The organism is Candidatus Eremiobacteraceae bacterium, assembly GCA_036511855.1.
Taxonomy (GTDB): domain Bacteria; phylum Vulcanimicrobiota; class Vulcanimicrobiia; order Eremiobacterales; family Eremiobacteraceae; genus JABCYQ01.
On the sequence record DATCBN010000077.1, the window covers coordinates 20,949 to 39,718 of the forward strand.

An 18,770-nucleotide genomic window follows, 5' to 3' on the forward strand; every position below is an offset into this window, starting at 1 on the left:
AGGGCAAGCATCGGCCGCCCAACGACAAGGAACGCTGTGGACTAGTGCGCGGGGCGCTTGGGAATTCGCGGCGTGATCGGATTCGCTCTACCCGCGACGGGCGCACCAAGCGGTCTGTCTCCGACGATCGACATGCGCTGTCCGGCGTGGCCGAGTGCCACCGCGTAGACGTGGTAGTCGAACGCAAACGTCCCGTGGCCGCCCTGGACTTCGCGAACCACAAACGACGTCGGCGTCTTAGCCGCGACGAACAGTCCACGCGTATCCGCATCTGGGGTCAGCATGACCTGGTATGCCTGCCGCGGATCGAGAGTCTGCGCGAATGTCGGGTCCAGGCGCACGGTTGTCATTCCGTTCACGAGTTGGGCGGAACCCCAATCGTCTTCCGACGGAATTGCGGCCTTCGTCTCGAATGCCGAAGCGTTCTGGCCGCCATGCGTCTTGGCGAACGTATTGAGCGTGCCATGGTAGAAGACGTCGCCGGCACTGTCGATGAAGAACAAGTCGTTGCCGTTCGAGTCCGTGGCGACGAACGGGAATCCGACACCGGGAGGTGTACGAGCGATGTCACCGATGTAGGTGCCCGAGATGTCGGAGCCGTTTCCGTTCGCGTTATTGCCGACAATCGCGGCTTGGCCGCCACCGCCGCCATCGGCGTCGGCGTACAGGGCATCGCCCGTGCCCGCTTCAGCAAGGATCGCCGGATTGGCCGTTAAGGCGACGCCAAGGACGCCGTATCCGGAGCCGGACGTCGTCGCGACGATGCCGTCGGCGGCGCCTGCACCGTCGGCCTCCGTGTACATGCCGTCGGCGCCGAAGCTGAGCGCGGTGACGCCGTACGAGTTCGTGCTGCCGCCGGCTACGGCGGTGCCGTTCTTGCTGAAACCGTTAATGCCGGTTCCGTTGATCGACTGTCCGTCGACTGCTTTGTTGCCGTGCGAGATGCCCAAGACGCCCTCGCCGTTAGCCGTCGCGACGCCACGAAGTCCGACGCCATCTCCGGTTTTCCCCAAAAGTGCGGCCCCGGTACCTTGATTGGTATACTGCTGACACGGCGCCGTGCTGTTGCACGTGATCACCGTGAACGGCCCGACAGTAATTTGCCCGCCGTTTGCAAGCGCCGGCCGCAATGCCAACCCACCCGCCAGAATTCCGGCGGATGCGACGAGAGCAGCGACCACCAAAGGCGTGCGCCAAGATTTCGATTGCATTGATTTCCCCTCCAGTTGTTGCAGAAAAGAATAACAAGACGCGCGCTATGTCTCAAGCGCGCCTCATCCATTATCCGAGTTTCCCTAGAGATGTCCGCGTCGCGCTCGGTTCTCCTGTTCGGAACGCGACATTTACTGCGGCGGTTGCGCCTCCCGTCGAGCGCGCCGCCGCTCGCGGAAACGGTCCTCGGCGCCAGCGATGATCGCATATAACACCGGAATCACGAAGAGATTCAAAAGCGTCGAGAGCAACATACCGCCGACGACGGCTGTGCCGAGCGAATGGCGGCTGGCCTGACCGGCACCGCTCGCGAACACGAGCGGCATGATGCCGAAGATAAACGCGAACGACGTCATCAAAATCGGCCGCAGCCGGGTCTTCGCCGCCTCGATGGCGGCCTTAGCCACCGGCATGCCCTGCGCACGCAAGAGATTGCCGAACTGCACGATCAGAATAGCGTTCTTACTCGCGAGGCCCACAAGCATCACAAGCCCTATCTGACAGAAGATATCGTTTTGCAACCCGCGCAAGTAGACAGCGGTCAGCGCACCGAGAATGGCGAGCGGCACTGCCATGATGATGATGAGCGGATCGACCAAGCTTTCGTACTGCGCGGCTAGCACGAGAAACACGAAGACCACCGCAAGACCGAATATGGCGATCGTGGCGCTGCCGGCTTCGATCTGATCGAGCGATGTGCCGGTCCATTCATAACTCATGCCGGGCGGTAGGATCTGCTTCATCAGCTTCTGCATCTCGTCAAGGGCGGTGCCAGACGCGACGCCCGGCTTCGGACTGCCGTTGAACTCGATCGATCGGAACAAATTGTAGTGGTAGATGGCCGGCGGTCCGAGCGTGCGCTGGACGGTGATGAACGAACTCAGAGGCACCATCGAGCCACTGTCGTTCTTCACGGCATACTGCCCGAGATCGTCGATGTGTGACCGGTACGGAGCATCGGCCTGCACGTAGACGCGATAGGACTTGTTGCGGTAGTTGAAATCGTTCACGTAGTCCGAACCGAGCAGTATCTGCAGCGTATCGAAGACGTCGCCCAACTTCACATGCAGCGCTTGAACCGCGTCGCGATCGATGTTCAATTGCACTTGCGGGCTGTCGGCGCGGAATGTCGTGAACACGTTGGTGAGCAACTTGTCGGTGTTCCCAAGAAACATGGTTGTGCCGGCCGTAGTGGCGAGGGCCGGGATTCCCAATCCTGCTTGATCCTCGACTTCGAGATCGAAGCCGCCGACGTTGCCCGCACCTTGGATTGCAGGCGGGTTGAATGCGAAGACCGACGCACCGGTGATCCCAAATAGTTTGCCGCCCAGGCGCGCTAAGATCGCCTGTGCCGATTCATCTTTTCCGCGCCGATCGGACCACGGCTTTAAGGAAGCGAACATGATGCCGTTGTTCGGGCCCGAACCGAAGAACGAGAAGCCGGCGACGCTGAAGATGTTCACCACATCCGGCTCGGCCCTCAAGATTTGCTGAGCCTGCTTCATGATGCCGTCGGTGTACTCAAGCGACGAACCGGGCGGCCCCTGTGCCACCACCACGAAGTAGCCTTGATCTTCGTCGGGTACGAACCCCGTGGGTACGACCTTGAACATGAAGATGGTGAGCACGAGCAAGCACGCGAACACGACCAACACGATGCCGCGCTTCTTTTGGACTGCGGGCAGCAGGCGGTTGTATCCGCCGCGGACGCGCTCGATGAAGTTTCCGACCGTCCGCATCAACGCGCCGTGCCTGGGCGCCTCACCTTCAAGCATCAACGACGCGAGGGCCGGTGCGAGCGTCAACGCGGTGAACGCCGAGATGGAGATCGTCGCCGCTATGGTGAGCGCGAACTGCTTGTAAAGCTCGCCCGTGGTTCCCGGGAAGAACGCCACAGGCACGAACACGGCGAGAAGCACGAGCGATGTGGCGATGACCGCACTCGTGATCTCACCCATCGCGAGCGGCGTCGCCGTCTTCGCATCCATCTTATGCTCGTGGATATACCGCACGATATTCTCGATGACCACGATCGCGTCGTCCACGACCAACGCGGTGGCGAGCGTCAGGGCGAACAGCGTGAGCGTGTTGATGGAGAAATTGAACGCTTTGAGCAGCGCGAACGTGCCGAGCAGTGAGACCGGAATGGTCACCGCGGGGATGAGCGTCGTTCGCCAGTCCTGCAAGAAGAGGAAGATGACGAGCACGACGAGGCAGATCGCGAGCGTGAGCGTCTTGAGCACTTCGTTGATGGATTCGTGGACGAACGTGGTGGAGTCGAATGCGATGTTGTAGCTCACACCCTGAGGGAAATTGGCCGAAAGCGTTTTGAGCGCGTCGTTCACGCCCTTCGATACCGTGAGCGAATTGGCGTCCTGCAGCTGCAGAACGCCGATGCCGACCGCCGTCTTGCCGTTGAAGTTGAGATCGGTCGAGTAGTCCTGAGCGCCCAGATCGACGCGACCGACATCCGACACGCGCACGAGCACGCCGTTGCCGCTCTTCACGACGATGTCCGCGAACTGCGCCGGCGTGGTGAGCCGGCCCGCCACCCGCACGTTGAGAGTATACGGTTGATTCGCCGCTTCGGGCGCCTGACCGATCTGACCCGCGGCCACCTGGACGTTTTGGTCAGCCAGCGCCGTCGTGACGTCGTCGGGCGTCAGCCCGAACGATTGCAGTTTCTGCGGATCGAGCCAAAGGCGCATCGCGAACTTCCGCTCGCCGAAGATGATGACGTCTCCCACGCCTTTGACGCGTTTGAGCGCCTGGGTGATGTATCGGTCCGCGTAGTTGCTCAGGAAAAGACTGTCGTACTTCTTGCTGTCCGATGTGATGCCGATGGCCATGACGAACGACGTGGAATTCTTGGTGACCGTGATGCCTGTCTGCTTTACTTGCGCCGGCAGCACGCCCTGAGCCACGTTGACGCGCGTTTGGACGTCCTGTTCCGCCTTGTCAGGATCGCGGCCGAGATTGAACGTGGCGGTGATCGAGCTGCTGCCGTCGGCAGTGCTGCTGGATGCTAGATAACGCAGGCCCTCAACGCCATTGATCTGCTCTTCGAGCGGATTGGTGACCGACGACTCCACGGCTTCGGCATTCGCGCCGATATACACGGAGTTCACCGAGATGGTCGGCGGCGCGATATTCGGATACTGCGAAATCGGCAGCGACGGAATCGAGAGCAGCCCGGCGAGCAGGATGACCGCAGCGCAGACAGCCGCGAGGATCGGCCGCGAGATGAAAATATTAGACTGCATCGACTAGTGTTGCCCAGCCTTCGGCGTCGCGGTGCCCTTTGGTTTGGCGCCGGGCGCAGCGCCGCCCGGGGCCGCGCCCGGCGGCCCACCGCCTGTCGGAAGCGCTTGCACGGGTGTGCCCGGCTGCAGCGTGGCCGAGTGGTTGAGAATGGCCTGAACGTTCGGCGCCAAGCCCTTTCCGGTCACTTCCGTCCACTGATCGTTTTGAAGGCCGAGCTCAACCGGCACCACGGCTGCCTTGCCGTCAGCGATGATGAACATCGCATATCCTTCATCGGTCTGATAGACCGAAGCGGTTGGCGCGAGTAGCGCGTTCGACTTGCGAGCCTGCACCACCGCCGCCTGCGCGACCATGCCGCCGCGCAACTTGAGATCGGGATTGGCCAACCTTATGCGCGCCATGTAGGTGACCGTGCCGGGCTCCGCGGAGAGATTGAAGTATTCAACCGATCCGCTCCATGAACGCCCGGGCACGGATCCCACGGTGATCGTGACCGGCGTACCGCCGTGCACGTATTTCAATTGATCGCCGGAGATCCCGGCGTTGACGTAGACCGGGTCTAACTGGTCGACGATCATCAACGGCGAACCCGGCGCTGCGAGCGTACCGGGGTCGACCCCGCGAGACACGATGACGCCGTCGAACGGCGCGCGGACGTTGGTCTGTGCTATCTGCGCTTGGATGAGATCGCTCGCGGCGCTCGCCGAGGTGACGGCGGCTCTGGCATTGCGAAGGTCGGCGAGGGCCGAGCTGCTCGATCCTGACAGGTTGGAATTGGTGGCTTGGACCTCTGCGGCGCTCAAGGCCGCATCGGCCGCTGCCGTGGCAGCTTGCTGCTGGTCCACCGCTTGCTGCGAAACATAACCTTGCTTGAGCAAAGTGAGATCGCGTCGCAGCGTCGCGTCGGCCGTTGTGGCCGCGCTGCGTGCCGATGTCAGCCCGGCATTTGCGCTCGCCATCGTGCCCGAAGCGTTGGCCTGCGCGGACGCGTATCGTGCCTGTGCCGCTACGAGCAACGCATCGTTCTGATTCAATTGCGCCTGCAACGTGCTGTCGTCGATCTTGACGAGCAGATCGCCCTTTCTGACGCGTTGCCCGATCTGGCCGTTCACCGAAAGCACCGTGCCGGAAACCACCGACGACAAGACGGCGTGCTGCAGCGGAGCAACAGTCGCGTTCACCGTGAATGTCTGCTCGATCGGGCCACGCTTCATCGGTTGCGCGGACACTGGAATGGAGAAACCGCCCGCGCCGCCCGGAGGGCCGCCGGCCTGATGGGGTGCGCAGGCGGACAGGGCGACAGCTGCGAGGAGTATCAACGCTCTCGCGGATTTCGTGGCGACGTGTGTCATGGTCCCCGGCTATACTGCGCACGCCGGGCTTATTCATTTTGGCGGCCAACCAAGAGGTCCGAATCAAGGGACGTTCGCTTCCGCGAACAAAGAGGCGCCTCCGTGATTCGCGCCATTTTCTTCGACCTGGACGACACGCTGGTCGATGATACGATTTCGACCGAGGAGTGCGCCGAAGCCGTCGCTCGAGAGGTGGCCGGTGGCCGTGGTCTCGCACCCGCGGATCTTGCCAAGGCGTATTTGGATTCCGCGATCGCTTTTTGGGAAGGTCTTGCGCCGGGCTCCCCGCCTTCGCGCGGCGACGGCATTCGACGCACGATGTGGCGCGCGGCGTTACGTTCGCTCGGCGTCGACGACGACGCGCTTGCAGCAGCGCTAGCGGTGCGGTACGATGCGATTCGGGCCGAGCGCGTGGAATATTACCCCGACGCGGTTCCCGTGCTGACAAGTCTTCACGGCCAATACAAGTTGGCGATCATCACGAACGGTTTTACCGAAACGCACAAGGCGCGCATCGCGCCGCTGCAGCTCGGGCGGTTTTTCGATCACGTGGTGATGGCCGGGGATTTAGAAATGGTGAAGCCGGACCCGGCGATTTTCCGCCACGCTATGGGGTTGTTGGGCGTGGGACCGAGCGAGAGCGTCATGGTCGGCGACCGGTTCAACCGCGATGTGACGGGCGCTCAAGCTGCCGGCATGCGCTCTGTATGGATGAATGTTCGCTCGGAACCCATGCCTGCCGGCGCGAATCCGCCGGATGCCGTCATCACCACCTTGAGCGAACTGCCAAGGGTGATGACCGCCCTCACACAGCCTGGGGTCTCCTAGGTAAATTCGCGCGCACTCGATAAATGCAGGTAACCGGGCCGCTGTTTGTCCGGCCCCAAACTGCGATTTTTCCTGCCGGGAGGATTCCCCGTGTTCAAACAACTCGGCCTTATCACTGTCGGCGCAGCTTTTCTTCTCATTTCAAGCGCGCTTCATCCATCGCCCGCGTTGGCCAGCTTTCGCGTGTGCAACGATTCCGGCGAGAAGATCTCCGTCGCCATCGCGTATTTCGGAAGCGACGCGGAGGGCTGGACGAGCGAAGGCTGGTGGAACCTCGACGACGGCGAGTGCGCCACGCCGGTGAGCGGCGACCTCGACAATCGATACTACTATTTATTCGCTGACGGCGAAAAAAACAAATGGACGGGCGATTATACGAATTGCGTCGATCCAGACCATTCGTTCACGCTCAAGCACGCCGATTCCGATTGCAACTTCGCGAAAAAGTCGTTCTTCAAAGTCGATACCGGCACGACAGCGACCGACTTTACCTATACATTCAAGTAGCCGTTAGTTCGCTTCGCCGGGCCGCTTAAAGAGACCGTAGCGGATTTCGAACGTCGGTCCAAAACCGACGTTCCGGTCCGCCGTGCGGCCATCGACGAAGTTGGCCGAGAAGTTGCAAAGCTGACATTAAGGAAGTCCGGGCCGCGCATGTGCGGCTGGTCGGCGGCGCTCGCCTCGAAGAATGTGGCGTGCGGCGAGCGCCAAGACCCGCGCAATTCATATCGCGTCCCCGCAAGTCGCGACATGTTGACCTCGTCGCGCCCCACGAACGGATAGTTCAATTGCGGCGTGCGCTGCGCGACGATGCCGCTCCCGATCCCGGCCCAATATTGACCGCGTCGATCGACCGGAACGCTCACGACACCGTTGAAGAGGCCGAAGCTCTGCGTGATCGCGCCCAAGCGGTCGCTTTTCGCGTGCGCGCCGTCGACGACGGGAATCCCTTCGAGGTGCAGTCGCAGATTTTTCCAGCGCTGAGTGATCTCGATGAACGCGCCGAGCGCAGAGCCCCGGACATCATTTCCATTTTCGAAATGACCGCCGGAAATTGAAAGGCCTTGCATGCCGATCTGCGTGTCAGCGCTGACGGCGGCAGGGACAGCCGCCAAGACCGCCGACAGAAGCACCGAACAAAGCGCGCGATGTAACGTTTTGGCGCCTTCTCATTGCGGTCGTGCGCCTCCCGGATTCGTTTGCCCTAATCGGTTGCCCCATTCGTCCGTCTCGGAAGGATGGCAATCATCGCGTCCCTTGGAGGTCGGGCCCTCACCGTATACCGAAATACGCTCGTCGCCCATGACCAAATCATCCAATGGTAAATCGCCCCATCGCCACGTGGTGCCGGCCGCCGCCGTGCCCTTCGGCCACGGCTTGAATTCGATCGTCATCAAGGGCGCCCGCGAACACAACCTCAAGAACATAGATCTGACCTTACCCCGGAACAAGCTGATCGTGATCACCGGGCTGTCGGGGTCCGGCAAGAGTTCGCTCGCGTTCGATACGATCTACGCGGAAGGCCAGCGCCGGTACGTCGAATCGCTGTCTTCGTACGCACGCCAGTTTCTCGGGCAGATGGACAAGCCAGATGTGGACTACATCGAGGGTTTGTCGCCGGCCATCTCCATCGACCAAAAATCGGCGAGCCATAACCCGCGCTCCACCGTGGGCACGGTCACCGAGATTTACGACTACTTGCGTCTGCTTTACGCGCGCATCGGCGCGCCCCATTGCCCCAACTGCGGCAAGGCGATATCGCCGCAGTCGGCGGAGCAGATCGTCGCTCAAATCCTCGCGCTGCCTGAAGGCACGAAGCTGCAGATCCTCGCGCCGATGGTCCGCGGCCGCAAAGGGGAATACCAAAAGCTTTTCGACCAGGCCGTCAAGGACGGTTACGCGCGCGTCCGCGTGGACGGCGTCATGCGCGAGCTGCGCGAGAAAATAACGCTCGATAAGAAACGCAAGCACAGCGTTGAGATCGTCATCGACCGCTTGGTGATCAAACCGGATCTGCGCCGCCGGTTGACCGACTCGGTCGAGACCGCGCTCAAACTCACCCAGGGCGCGATCACGGTCCTTGTCGACGTTCCTCGTTCCGTACTAGGGCAAGCATCGCTTGCCCATAAGGAACTCAACTTCTCCGAGAAATTTGCCTGCGTCGATTGCGGGCTGTCGTTCGACGAACTGGCGCCGCGCATGTTCTCGTTCAATTCGCCGTTTGGAGCTTGCCCGGATTGCACGGGCCTCGGCGTGAAGATCGAGATCGATCCCCGGCTCATCATCCCCGACCGCGACAAGACCATTCGCGGCGGTGCGATCGTACCGTGGGGCAAGAATCTTTCCGCCGGCATGAACGCATTTTACATGCAGCAAGTCGGCGCGATTCTCAAAGCCGAGGGCTACGGCTTTGACACGCCCATCAAGGATCTGCCGAAGGACCTGCTCGACGTCATCCTTTACGGTCTCGAAGACAAGCGCACGTTCACGTTCCGCACGAAGGCCGGCAAACGCTGGACGTACGAATCGAAATACAAGGGCATCATTCCCAATCTCCGACGCAGATATGAAGATACGTCGTCGGATTACGTCAAGAACGAGATCGAGAAGCTCATGACGTCCGTTCGCTGCGAGGCATGCGGCGGCGCCCGGCTCAAGCCTGAATCGCTCGCCGTGACGATCGGCAAGCTGAACATCGCGCAACTCACCTCGCTGCCGGTGGATCGCGCCCTCGACTTCGTTCGCGAACTCACGTTGAGCCAGCGCGACGAGCAGATCGCACGCCAGATCGTGAAGGAGCTGCGCGCACGATTGGGGTTTCTCGTCAATGTGGGCTTGGAGTATCTCACGCTCGACCGGTCCGCGACTTCGCTGTCGGGCGGCGAGGCGCAGCGCATCCGCCTGGCCACGCAGATCGGGTCGTCGCTGGTCGGCGTGCTGTACGTGCTCGACGAGCCATCCATCGGCTTGCACCAACGCGACAATGCCCGATTGCTGGCAACGCTCAAAACGCTGCGCGATCTCGGCAACACGCTCATCGTCGTCGAGCACGATGAAGACACGATGCGCGAGGCGGATTTTCTCGTCGACATCGGACCGCGCGCGGGCAAAGACGGCGGGCGCGTCTTGGCGGCGGGCACCATCGCCGACGTCGCCGCCAATCCCGAATCGCTGACCGGGCGCTACCTGACCGGCGAGGCGTTCATTCCCATCCCGCCGCGGCGCCGCGCGCCCACCGGAAAACTCATCGTGCGCAATGCGCGCGCCAACAATCTGCACGGCATCGACGTGGAGTTTCCCTTGGGCGTCTTCACTTGCATCACGGGAGTCTCGGGTTCCGGAAAATCGACGCTCGTGGACATGGTGCTGCATCGCGCGCTCGGACATTATCTTCACGGTCAACCGGCGGAAGAGACCTACGGTAAAGTCACCGGTCTCGAACAGCTCGACAAAGTCGTCGTGATCGACCAGTCACCCATCGGCCGTACGCCGCGCAGCAATCCGGCGACCTACACGGGCGCGTTCGATCCCATCCGTGAGTTGTTCTCGCTCACGCCCGACGCGCGGACGCGCGGCTACGCCCCCGGCCGCTTCTCGTTCAACGTCAAGGGCGGCCGCTGCGACACGTGCGACGGCGACGGGATCATCAAGATCGAGATGCATTTCTTGCCCGACGTCTACGTACCGTGCGAGACCTGCAAGGGCAGGCGCTACAATCAGCAGACACTTGAAGTGAAGTACAAGGGCAAGTCGATCGCCGACGTGCTCGAGATGCGCGTGGATGAAGCTTCCGTCTTTTTCGAAAGCCTCTCGCGCATCCATAACAAGCTCAAGACCATCTGCGATGTGGGCTTGGGCTACATCCAGATGGGCCAGTCGGCCACCACGCTTTCCGGTGGCGAAGCGCAACGCGTGAAGCTCGCCACCGAGCTCTCCAGGCGCAGCACCGGGCGCACGTTTTACATTCTCGACGAGCCGACGACCGGGCTGCATTTCGCGGACGTCGCGCATTTGCTCCGCGTCCTGCAGCGGCTGGTCGACGGCGGCAATACCGTGCTGGTCATCGAGCACAATCTCGACGTCATCAAGACCGCCGACCACATCATCGACCTCGGCCCCGAAGGCGGCGACAAAGGGGGACACATGGTCGCGGTCGGTACGCCCGAGCAGGTGGCAGCGAACTCAAGTTCCCATACCGGTCAGTACCTCAAACGAATGCTGGCCGATCCGCGGGCGCATATCGCCATCTCGAGCGAACATGACGCCGTGGCCGAATACCAGCGCGTCAACGACGAACTGCTCAAAAGCCTCGAAGGCGCCGAAACCGCCTAATCAGGTCCGGCAGCGCTTTTGTGATGCATCTCACGCCCTGGGGTCAAGTTGCGGCGTCGAATGGCCGACAATCTAGAGATGACGGCTTGCCGTCCAATTCTTCATTTCAAGGACAGTGTCAGAACATGGCCGACGCCCTGGATGCCGAACATCTACCAACTGCGCTCACGCTGCCGGTCGTCATCACGGTGCGTAATTCCGACCTTGGGTTGAACGAGACCGGTCGCGTCAAACGTCTGGACCACGACAGTTTGGTCGCATCTCTGCCGGTGGCAATTCCAGACGGCACGGTGTTATTTTCGACGATCGACATGCGCACGCTCAATGCCACCGCGCGCGGACTCATCCGCGTTCGCACGCAGACCACGATGGGCGAGGGCGCCGGATTCGATACCGTCGCCGACTTCGTCGAACTCAACGATGACGGCAAACAGAAAATCGATCGCCTTCTTGCCAATCAAGATGGGGCGCCCGCCGTCGCGGCCGGGTTCGTCCCTGCCGCTCCGCCTGTTGGCGGCGCCGGCCGCAGCTTCGCCACCGATCAACTCGGGGTGCAGCCGGTCTACTCACGGACGGCAGGAGCCAAACAAGACTATCAGATCACGCCGGAACGCAAAACGTATTTCGAACCGTCGCCCATGCGCGGCAAAGTCGAAGCATCGAAGAGCACGAAGTTCTGGGGCAGCATCGGCGTCACGGGCTATACCGTCATCATCCTCGCGGTCGTTGCGTTGTTCCCGCAAGGACGCTATTGGGAACTTTACGTCTGGGACCACTTCGCGTGGGGTGTTTCCCGGATTTGGTACTGGGCGCAAAATATCGGCAACGTGAAGTTGTACAACAATACGCCATGACGACTGCTAGCACTGGAACCGGCTCAGAACGGCGCGAACACGACCGTGTCGTCAAGGCCCTGCCCGTTAACGTGCACCGCGAACGGTCGCCCGAATCCGTTCCGGGCGAGATCGTCAACATCGGCGCGGGCGGCGTGCTTTTGCGCACCGCGTTGCCGATCAGCACCAACGACTTGGTATCCATCGATCTGACCATCGACGGCGAGCAGGATCCGATTTCTGTGTACGGCACCGTCGTCCGCAACGACGCGCGCGGCCTCGGTGTTTCGTTCGTGCGCATCAGCGAAGTCACGGCCGATCTCATCGCGTACTTGATCCGCAAATGGCAGCGCGACGGAGCCCCTAGCGCCTAACCGTATTAGGTCAACTGTATTAGGGCAAGTGTACTAGGGCAAGCATCGCTTGCCCCGTTTTTCATTTCCATGTAGTCGGGCAAGCATCGCTTGCCCATTTGTGTAAGTGACCGTCGATGAAAAACATTGCCGTGATCGGTTACGGCGCCGTTGGGCGTGCGACGGTCTCTACGCTTGCAACGCGCGGCGATTCCGTACGGATCGTGCAGAGGACGAAACCGAAAGAACTTCCCGAGGGTTGCACGTTTCACGCGGCCGATTCGACCGATCATGATGCGATAATTCAAGCGTGCGCGGGGATGGATACGGTCGTGTGCTGTCTCGGCTTTCCGTACGATTCGGCGCTGTGGAGGCGCGTGTGGCCAGCCACGATGGCCAACCTGATCGACGGCTGTTCAAGTTCGAGCGCACGTTTCGTCTTTGCAGACAACCTCTACATGTACGGGCCGCAGACCGCGCCGCTGACCGAGGACAAGCCGCTTACGGACTACGGACGCAAGCCCGCGCTCCGTGCGGAAATCACCAAGCTATGGATATCTGCGCACGACTCCGGCCGCCTGCGCGCGGTTGCCGTCCGCGCAGCAGATTTTTATGGGCCGGATGTCGCGACGTCGGTGATCTCGGCGTTTGGTGTCGCGCGGTACTTGGCCGGCCAGTCCGCGTTCATCCCCTACAATCCCGAGCATCCGCATGATTTTGCCTACGTCCCCGACTTTGCGCGAGCGCTCGTCACCTTGATCGACGCGCCGGACGATGCCTATGGGCAAGCGTGGCATGTTCCGAATGCGCCGACGCGGACGCTGCGCGAGGTGTTGTCCCTTGCCGCGAGCCTCATCGGGGTTCCGCCAAGAATCAGTGTGCTGCCAAGCGCGCTCGCACCGGTCGTTGGTCTGTTCAGCAAAGAAATCAGAGAAATGGGTGAGATGCGCTTCCAGTGGGATCGCCCATACATCGTGGACTCGTCAAAATTTGCTGAGCGCTTCTGGAAAGACGCGACGTCATTCGAGCGCGGCCTCGGTAATACGATTCAATTTTATCGGACAGCGTCGACTAGGTAAGGAAAATTTTTTCAGGCCGACCATAAAGGTCGGCCCCACATGACCGACCGAAAGCCGCCCGCATGACGCCCGCCGCCCCGAAAAAACGCGCAGCCGAATTGCGCGATCAGCTCGATCTTTGGAGCCACGAGTACAACGTGCTCGATGCGCCGAGCGTGCCGGACGCCACCTACGACAAAGCGCTGCGCGAACTCATCGACTTGGAAACAGAACACCCCGAATTGCAGTCGTCGGATAGCCCGACGCAGCGCGTGGGTGGAACGCCGTCATCGGCATTCACGCAGTACCTTCACGAAATTCCGATGCTTTCGCTCGGCAACGCGTTCGGCGCCGACGAATTGCGCGCGTGGTTTGCGCGCGTGCGTCGCCTGATTCCAGACGCGCCGATCGCGTTCGTCGCCGAACTAAAGATCGACGGGCTTGCGGTAGCCCTTCGCTACCGCGATGGCGCATGGGAAAGTGGGGGGACGCGCGGCGACGGCGTGACGGGCGAGGACGTCAGCGCGAATCTGCGCACCATTAGGGTCATCCCGCTGCGCTTGCGCGGGCGACCGCCGGCACTTTTCGAAGTGCGCGGCGAAGTCTATATCCGCCAAAGCGATTTTCTCGCGTTCAACGCGCGCCGTGCCGAGGCCGGCGAACAGACCTACGTCAATCCGCGCAACTCTGCGTCGGGCGCGGTGCGCCAGCTCGACCCGAAGATCACGGCGCTGCGGCCGCTGCGATTCTACGCGTACGCCTTAGGCCTTTGCGAGCCGCCGCTCGACGTCACCACGCAATGGGATCTGCTCGCACGTCTGCGCGAATTCGGCTTCCCCGTGAACGAGCACGCAAAACGGTTCGAAGACTTCGATGAACTCGTCGCGCATTGCGAAGCGTGGGAAGCGAAACGCTCGACGCTCGACTATGGGATCGACGGCATCGTCGTCAAGATCGATTCGCTCGAACAGCAGCGCCGGCTCGGCTTTGTCGGCAAAGACCCGCGCTGGGCGATCGCGTTCAAATATAAGCCGGAAGAGGCCAGAACGAAACTGCTCGCGATCGAAGTCAATGTCGGGCGCACCGGGAGCGTCAATCCGTATGCGGTCTTGGAGCCGGTGTTCGTCGGCGGCGTCACCGTGAGCACCGCGACCTTGCACAACGAAGACTACGTGCGCGCCAAAGACGTGCGGCCCGGCGATGTCGTCATCGTGCGAAGAGCAGGCGAGGTGATCCCGGAGATCGTCGGTCCGGTACTGGAAGCGCGCAAAGGCAAACGCCTGCGCGAATGGGCGATGCCCGTCAAATGCCCGTCATGCGGCAGCCCGATCGAGCGAGCCGAAGGCGAGGCGATGGCGTACTGCACGAACTCGGCATGTCCGGCACAGCGCAAGGAACGGGTTCGCCATTTCGCATCGCGCGAGGCGATGGATATCGAGGGCCTCGGCGACAAAATCGCTGAAGCGTTAGTGGATGCAGGGCTTGTCGAAGACATCGGCGATCTGTACGCGCTCACGCTCGGACAGTTGACCTCGCTGCCGCGCTCCGGCGAAAAATCGGCGGCGAACCTCGTGCGAAATATCGCGGAGAGCGTGAAGCGTCCGTTTTGGCGCGTGCTCTTCGGCCTGGGCATCCGCTTCGTCGGTAGTCAGACGGCTCAGGTGCTCGCGCAAGATTTCGCCGACATCGATGCGCTTGCCGCCGCCGATGCCAACGACCTTGAATCGGTCGAGCAAATAGGCCCCAAGATCGCCGCCGGCGTGGCGCAGTTCTTCCGCGAGCCGCACAATCTCAAGGTTGTGGAGAAACTGCGCCGCGCGGGCGTGAATCTTCGCGGCGAACCCCGTCGCGCCGCCAAGTCCGGCGGCGGCAAACTCGACGGCAAGACGTTCGTGCTCACCGGCACGCTGCCCAATCTATCGCGCGAAGACGCCGCAGCGCTCATCACGGATGCCGGCGGCAAAGTTGCCGGATCCGTGAGCAAAAATACCGATTATGTCGTCGCCGGTGAGAAAGCCGGCAGCAAACTCGCGAAGGCGGAAAAGCTCGGCGTCTCCGTCATCGACGAATCGGAATTGCGCAAGCTGCTTTGAATCGCTCCGATATCTTGGCGCTCTACGACGCCGAGATGCGCGCCGACGCGCCGGCCGAACCCGGCGTGCGCATCGAACGGACTTCGGGAATCGTGTGCGCCGTCGGCCGTTTCAATTGCATTCTGTACTCAGATCTGGGCCGTGCGGATGCTGACGCGGCGATCGCCGAGCAGGCGGCACATTTCGCCGCGCTCGGGAGTGAGGTGGAATGGAAAGTTTACGGCCACGACTTGCCGTCCGATCTCGGGAGGCGCTTGGGCGCGGCCGGCTTCGCGGCAGACGAGCCCGAAACGCTGATGGTGTTCGATCTCGCAAAAGAATTGATGGCCGGTCCGTTGCCACCGGACGTCGAGGTGAAGCAGATCGTCGACGCGCAAGGGCTCGCGGATCTCATCGCGGTGAATGCTGCGATATGGAATCACGGCAGTGCAGCCAGGTACGAAGCGTATTCGCAACGGCTTCTCGACCCGACACTCGCCCTGTACGTGGCCTATGCCGGTGGCGGTCCCGTCGCGGCAGCCCGACTTGAATTGCCGCGGAGTCGCAGCTTCGCCGGTCTGTGGGGAGGGTGCACGCTGCCCGCCCATCGCCGGCGCGGCATCTTTCGCGCGATCGTCGCGGTGCGCGCCCGCGATGCACGCGCGCGCGGCTTCCGCTACCTTAATGTCGACGCAGCAGAGACAAGCCGGCCGATTCTCGAGCGGCTCGGCTTCGCAGCGCTTACGGGTGTGACCGGCTGGAAACTGAAAGCCGCAAAGCGATGACGCGCGCGCAGACGCTGAAGCTTGTCGCGCTCGATCTCGACGGCACGACGCTCGATTCGGCGGGCCGCGTCAGCGAACGAACCAAGCGAGCCGTCGCCGCAGTGAGCGCGCGGAACATCGGCGTCATCGTGGTGACGTTTCGCGCATATCTCTCGTCAAAGCCGTTCGTGCGCGAACTCGGATTGCACTTGCCTCTGGTCTGCGTCAACGGCGCGCTCGTCAAGGACGCGAGTGACGACCGGGTTCTGGAAGAATATCCGCTGCCTGCCGAGGCGGCCCGAGAAGCCGTCAACTATGGCGTGACGCACGGCTATGAGATGTGCATCTTCGCCGGCGAATCGTACGTCGGCAGTCCCGAAATCATCCGCAAATATGGAGCCGGTCACGAGCATCAGTGGGTCGCGAGCGACGACTTGCGCGCGTCGGTGCGGGAACAATCCGCCCTCATGGTTCGTTACTTCGGAGATCACCGCTTCGAGCAGGCGCGTTTGGATTTGGCACATCTCGGGGTAGAACAAGTGGACGACTGGCTAGACAAGACCTTTGAGTTGACGCTCATGCGCGCCGGCGTGTCCAAGCATTTCGCGCTCGAACGATTTGCCGCGCAGCGCGGCATCGATCGCGCGGACGTCCTCGCCATCGGCGACGGCGCCCTCGATGCGGGCATGCTTCGATGGGCCGGCCACGGTGTGGCCATGGCCAATGCTGCGCCCGAGACGCTCGCCGCCGCGGACGAAATCACGCTAACAAACGACGAGGACGGCGTAGCCGTCGTTCTCGAGCGTTACGCTAGGGGATCTTGATGAAAATACGATGGATACTGACGGGCGCCGGATTGCTCATACTGGTGGGCTTGATCGCCGCTTATGCGGCGGTTTCGTTCGGACTCGTGCCCGCAAACGCGGACGGGAAGCCGAGCGGCATAGAACGATGGGCGGCACGAACGTCGTTGAAGGCGACGATCCGTCGCGAGGCGACCGCGTCGCCAAACCCGCTCCCGATGACCGACGACAACCTGAACGCCGGGCTGAAACTGTATGCGACGAATTGCATGGCGTGCCACGGCGCATCGGATGGGAAGCCGTCAAACATCGCTCAAGGCCTTTATCAGCACGCGCCGCAGCTTGGCGATCACGGCGTCGAAGACGATCCGGAAGGTGACACGTATTGGGTCGTTCAGCACGGCATCCGGCTCACCGGCATGCCGTCATTCGGCGTGCGGCTAAGCGATTCGGAACTTTGGCAAGTCGTGATGTTCCTCAAGCACATGGACAAATTGCCGTCGCCGGTTGCCGCCGCATGGAAGAAAGAACCATCGCAATCCCCGAAAAAGTAGCCCGTCAACTCTGTAGGAGGGCAAGCATCGCTTGCCCATTTTTTCGTCGTCTGTAGGAGGGCAAGCATCGCTTGCCCTGAGTGTTCGTCTTCTCAGGGTATGAAGCGCGAAATCGCGAGTGCTCCGATCCTGCGGCCGAGCGTGTCTCCAACCTCGCAAGAATTCCGGAAGTGCACGCCGCCCCAGATGCGAGCATTCGAAATCTCCTGATCCCACTGCTCTATGTCTGCGAAGTGTCGCGTGACGCCCGGCAATAACGGGCTTTCAAAAGCCATCGGATTGGGGCCGACGCCGAACCACGCCTCAAGCACTTCGGCGCTCGAACCGGCGATTATGGAATGCGCCGCGATATATTCGGGGAACGGCGGCGTATCGATCGCCGGCGACCAATCGCCGGCTCCTCCGGCGCGAATAGCCGTGATCGGGCGCCAAAGATTATACGCGTACTTAGCGTCCCAAGCGACGGTGAGCGCATCGGCGTTCGCAACATTCAGCGCCGCGAAGAGTCGCGCATCCTGTTCGGCGCTGAGGCCGTGAGCTTTGGCCAGCTGCGTGGCCGCATAATTCGGATACGCCGGACCGACCCATTGCCAATAGATCGCTGCTTGAGTCTGGTCCGGGCTTCGAGTGGTGCTCGTAGCACTGCCGATGCTCGTCACCTCAGCGAGATCTCGCAGGTAGATCGTGCTGCCGAGCGCCGGCGGCGGACCTGGCCGAAGCGCGTCGGGCGCGGCTAAAAGCCACGTCGCCGTGTGCGCTAGCTGCGGCATCAACGCGGGCAGGAGACGTGGCGCGGTGGGTTGCCAATCGCCGGCATTTGAGCCCGGTGCATACGCTTTGATTGATGCCGGTGGTATATCATGTTGGTGCATCGCCACAAGCTGCGCCGCAATGGCAACGCCGGTCGCGACGCCATCGTCTTTAGCCTTGCCGGCGGCAATCCGATCGAGCGACTCGCGAAGATCCGCATCGAGTTTTTCGCGCTGGTCTGGGTACAGGCTCACGAGAACCGCATGCGCCGCCGCTGCCGCTGCGGCATCCGGCGACGCGCCGCCGATCGATTTCAGAAAGACGACGGAATACGGCCGATGCGCGGGAGAGGCCGAAATGTTTGCAATCGCGTCGGAGACCGCAACCTGCACGAGAGCCATACTATGGCTATCCGTCGGATTGCCGGCCTTTGCGGTCGCGATTGCGCGAAGTGCGATGTCATTCCAATCGAGGACGACATTTCCGCCATCGGCGGCGCGCGCCGCGAGCGGTGCGGACAGAACCAATGCGGCGACGCTGATAAGCGCACCGGAAAGTCGCGAAATGGTCATGGCGATCTCCCGTCCTGGAAATG

Annotated in this window: 15 protein-coding genes; 10 read left to right on the plus strand and 5 right to left on the minus strand. The window is 61.8% G+C overall.

Annotated elements, in window-relative coordinates:
* Window positions 1-41: 41 nt before the first annotated feature.
* The 3 genes from VII69_10025 to VII69_10035 form a co-directional block, all read right to left on the minus strand.
* On the minus strand, window positions 42-1,211 hold the full coding sequence (locus VII69_10025; protein HEY5095442.1) for a hypothetical protein: 1,170 nt from the start codon (window positions 1,209-1,211) through the stop codon (window positions 42-44).
* A 132-nt stretch (window positions 1,212-1,343) separates the two neighbouring features.
* Window positions 1,344-4,475: a multidrug efflux RND transporter permease subunit gene (locus VII69_10030; GenBank protein HEY5095443.1), complete on the minus strand. Its 3,132-nt coding sequence runs from the start codon at window positions 4,473-4,475 to the stop codon at window positions 1,344-1,346.
* A 3-nt stretch (window positions 4,476-4,478) separates the two neighbouring features.
* A complete protein-coding gene (locus tag VII69_10035) occupies window positions 4,479-5,828 on the minus strand; it encodes an efflux RND transporter periplasmic adaptor subunit (protein ID HEY5095444.1) in 1,350 nt (449 codons plus the stop codon).
* 102 nt (window positions 5,829-5,930) lie between these two features.
* On the opposite strand from VII69_10035, the gene VII69_10040 reads away from it, so the two are divergent.
* Together VII69_10040 and VII69_10045 are read left to right on the plus strand one after the other, a co-directional pair.
* Window positions 5,931-6,656, plus strand: coding sequence for an HAD family hydrolase (locus tag VII69_10040; GenBank protein ID HEY5095445.1), 726 nt, complete (start codon window positions 5,931-5,933; stop codon window positions 6,654-6,656).
* Between the two features lie 90 nt (window positions 6,657-6,746).
* A complete protein-coding gene (locus tag VII69_10045; protein HEY5095446.1) occupies window positions 6,747-7,163 on the plus strand; it encodes a DUF1036 domain-containing protein in 417 nt (138 codons plus the stop codon).
* Here the strand turns inward: VII69_10045 and VII69_10050 are convergent.
* Window positions 7,148-7,789: a hypothetical protein gene (locus VII69_10050; protein ID HEY5095447.1), complete on the minus strand. Its 642-nt coding sequence runs from the start codon at window positions 7,787-7,789 to the stop codon at window positions 7,148-7,150. The two genes, VII69_10045 and VII69_10050, sit on opposite strands and share 16 nt — an antisense overlap.
* Before the next feature lie 169 nt (window positions 7,790-7,958).
* Between VII69_10050 and uvrA the strand changes: the two genes are divergently transcribed.
* From uvrA to VII69_10090, 8 genes are all read left to right on the plus strand, one after another.
* A complete protein-coding gene (uvrA, locus tag VII69_10055; protein HEY5095448.1) occupies window positions 7,959-10,988 on the plus strand; it encodes an excinuclease ABC subunit UvrA in 3,030 nt (1,009 codons plus the stop codon).
* 125 nt (window positions 10,989-11,113) lie between these two features.
* Entirely contained in the window at window positions 11,114-11,842 is a 729-nt protein-coding gene (locus VII69_10060) for a hypothetical protein (protein ID HEY5095449.1), read from the plus strand.
* The gene (locus VII69_10065) at window positions 11,839-12,195 is read left to right on the plus strand and encodes a PilZ domain-containing protein (protein ID HEY5095450.1); all 357 of its coding nucleotides are present in this window, start codon (window positions 11,839-11,841) and stop codon (window positions 12,193-12,195) included. Before VII69_10060 ends, VII69_10065 begins: the two co-directional genes overlap by 4 nt.
* Window positions 12,196-12,311: 116 nt before the next feature.
* A complete protein-coding gene (locus tag VII69_10070; GenBank protein HEY5095451.1) occupies window positions 12,312-13,253 on the plus strand; it encodes an NAD-dependent epimerase/dehydratase family protein in 942 nt (313 codons plus the stop codon).
* A 62-nt stretch (window positions 13,254-13,315) separates the two neighbouring features.
* Complete coding sequence (gene ligA, locus VII69_10075) at window positions 13,316-15,325, plus strand: NAD-dependent DNA ligase LigA (protein HEY5095452.1); 2,010 nt, start codon at window positions 13,316-13,318, stop codon at window positions 15,323-15,325.
* A complete protein-coding gene (locus VII69_10080) occupies window positions 15,322-16,089 on the plus strand; it encodes a GNAT family N-acetyltransferase (GenBank protein HEY5095453.1) in 768 nt (255 codons plus the stop codon). The genes ligA and VII69_10080 overlap by 4 nt, the downstream gene beginning before the upstream one ends.
* On the plus strand, window positions 16,086-16,892 hold the full coding sequence (locus VII69_10085; GenBank protein HEY5095454.1) for an HAD family hydrolase: 807 nt from the start codon (window positions 16,086-16,088) through the stop codon (window positions 16,890-16,892). The genes VII69_10080 and VII69_10085 overlap by 4 nt, the downstream gene beginning before the upstream one ends.
* Window positions 16,892-17,425: a c-type cytochrome gene (locus tag VII69_10090; GenBank protein ID HEY5095455.1), complete on the plus strand. Its 534-nt coding sequence runs from the start codon at window positions 16,892-16,894 to the stop codon at window positions 17,423-17,425. The genes VII69_10085 and VII69_10090 overlap by 1 nt, the downstream gene beginning before the upstream one ends.
* Before the next feature lie 92 nt (window positions 17,426-17,517).
* Here VII69_10090 and VII69_10095 read toward each other — a convergent pair.
* Window positions 17,518-18,770 (minus strand): vanadium-dependent haloperoxidase (locus tag VII69_10095; protein HEY5095456.1); only part of this gene is annotated, 1,253 nt, incomplete at its 5' end.

Excerpts from the sequence above, each read along its gene's own strand:
- VII69_10025 (HEY5095442.1), bottom strand. The coding sequence starts at position 1,211 with ATGCAATCGAAATCTTGGCGCACGCCTTTGGTGGTCGCTGCTCTCGTC.
- VII69_10030 (HEY5095443.1), bottom strand. The coding sequence starts at position 4,475 with ATGCAGTCTAATATTTTCATCTCGCGGCCGATCCTCGCGGCTGTCTGC.
- VII69_10035 (HEY5095444.1), bottom strand. The coding sequence starts at position 5,828 with ATGACACACGTCGCCACGAAATCCGCGAGAGCGTTGATACTCCTCGCA.
- uvrA (HEY5095448.1), top strand. The coding sequence starts at position 7,959 with ATGACCAAATCATCCAATGGTAAATCGCCCCATCGCCACGTGGTGCCG.
- VII69_10060 (HEY5095449.1), top strand. The coding sequence starts at position 11,114 with ATGGCCGACGCCCTGGATGCCGAACATCTACCAACTGCGCTCACGCTG.
- VII69_10065 (HEY5095450.1), top strand. The coding sequence starts at position 11,839 with ATGACGACTGCTAGCACTGGAACCGGCTCAGAACGGCGCGAACACGAC.
- VII69_10070 (HEY5095451.1), top strand. The coding sequence starts at position 12,312 with ATGAAAAACATTGCCGTGATCGGTTACGGCGCCGTTGGGCGTGCGACG.
- ligA (HEY5095452.1), top strand. The coding sequence starts at position 13,316 with ATGACGCCCGCCGCCCCGAAAAAACGCGCAGCCGAATTGCGCGATCAG.
- VII69_10085 (HEY5095454.1), top strand. The coding sequence starts at position 16,086 with ATGACGCGCGCGCAGACGCTGAAGCTTGTCGCGCTCGATCTCGACGGC.
- VII69_10090 (HEY5095455.1), top strand. The coding sequence starts at position 16,892 with ATGAAAATACGATGGATACTGACGGGCGCCGGATTGCTCATACTGGTG.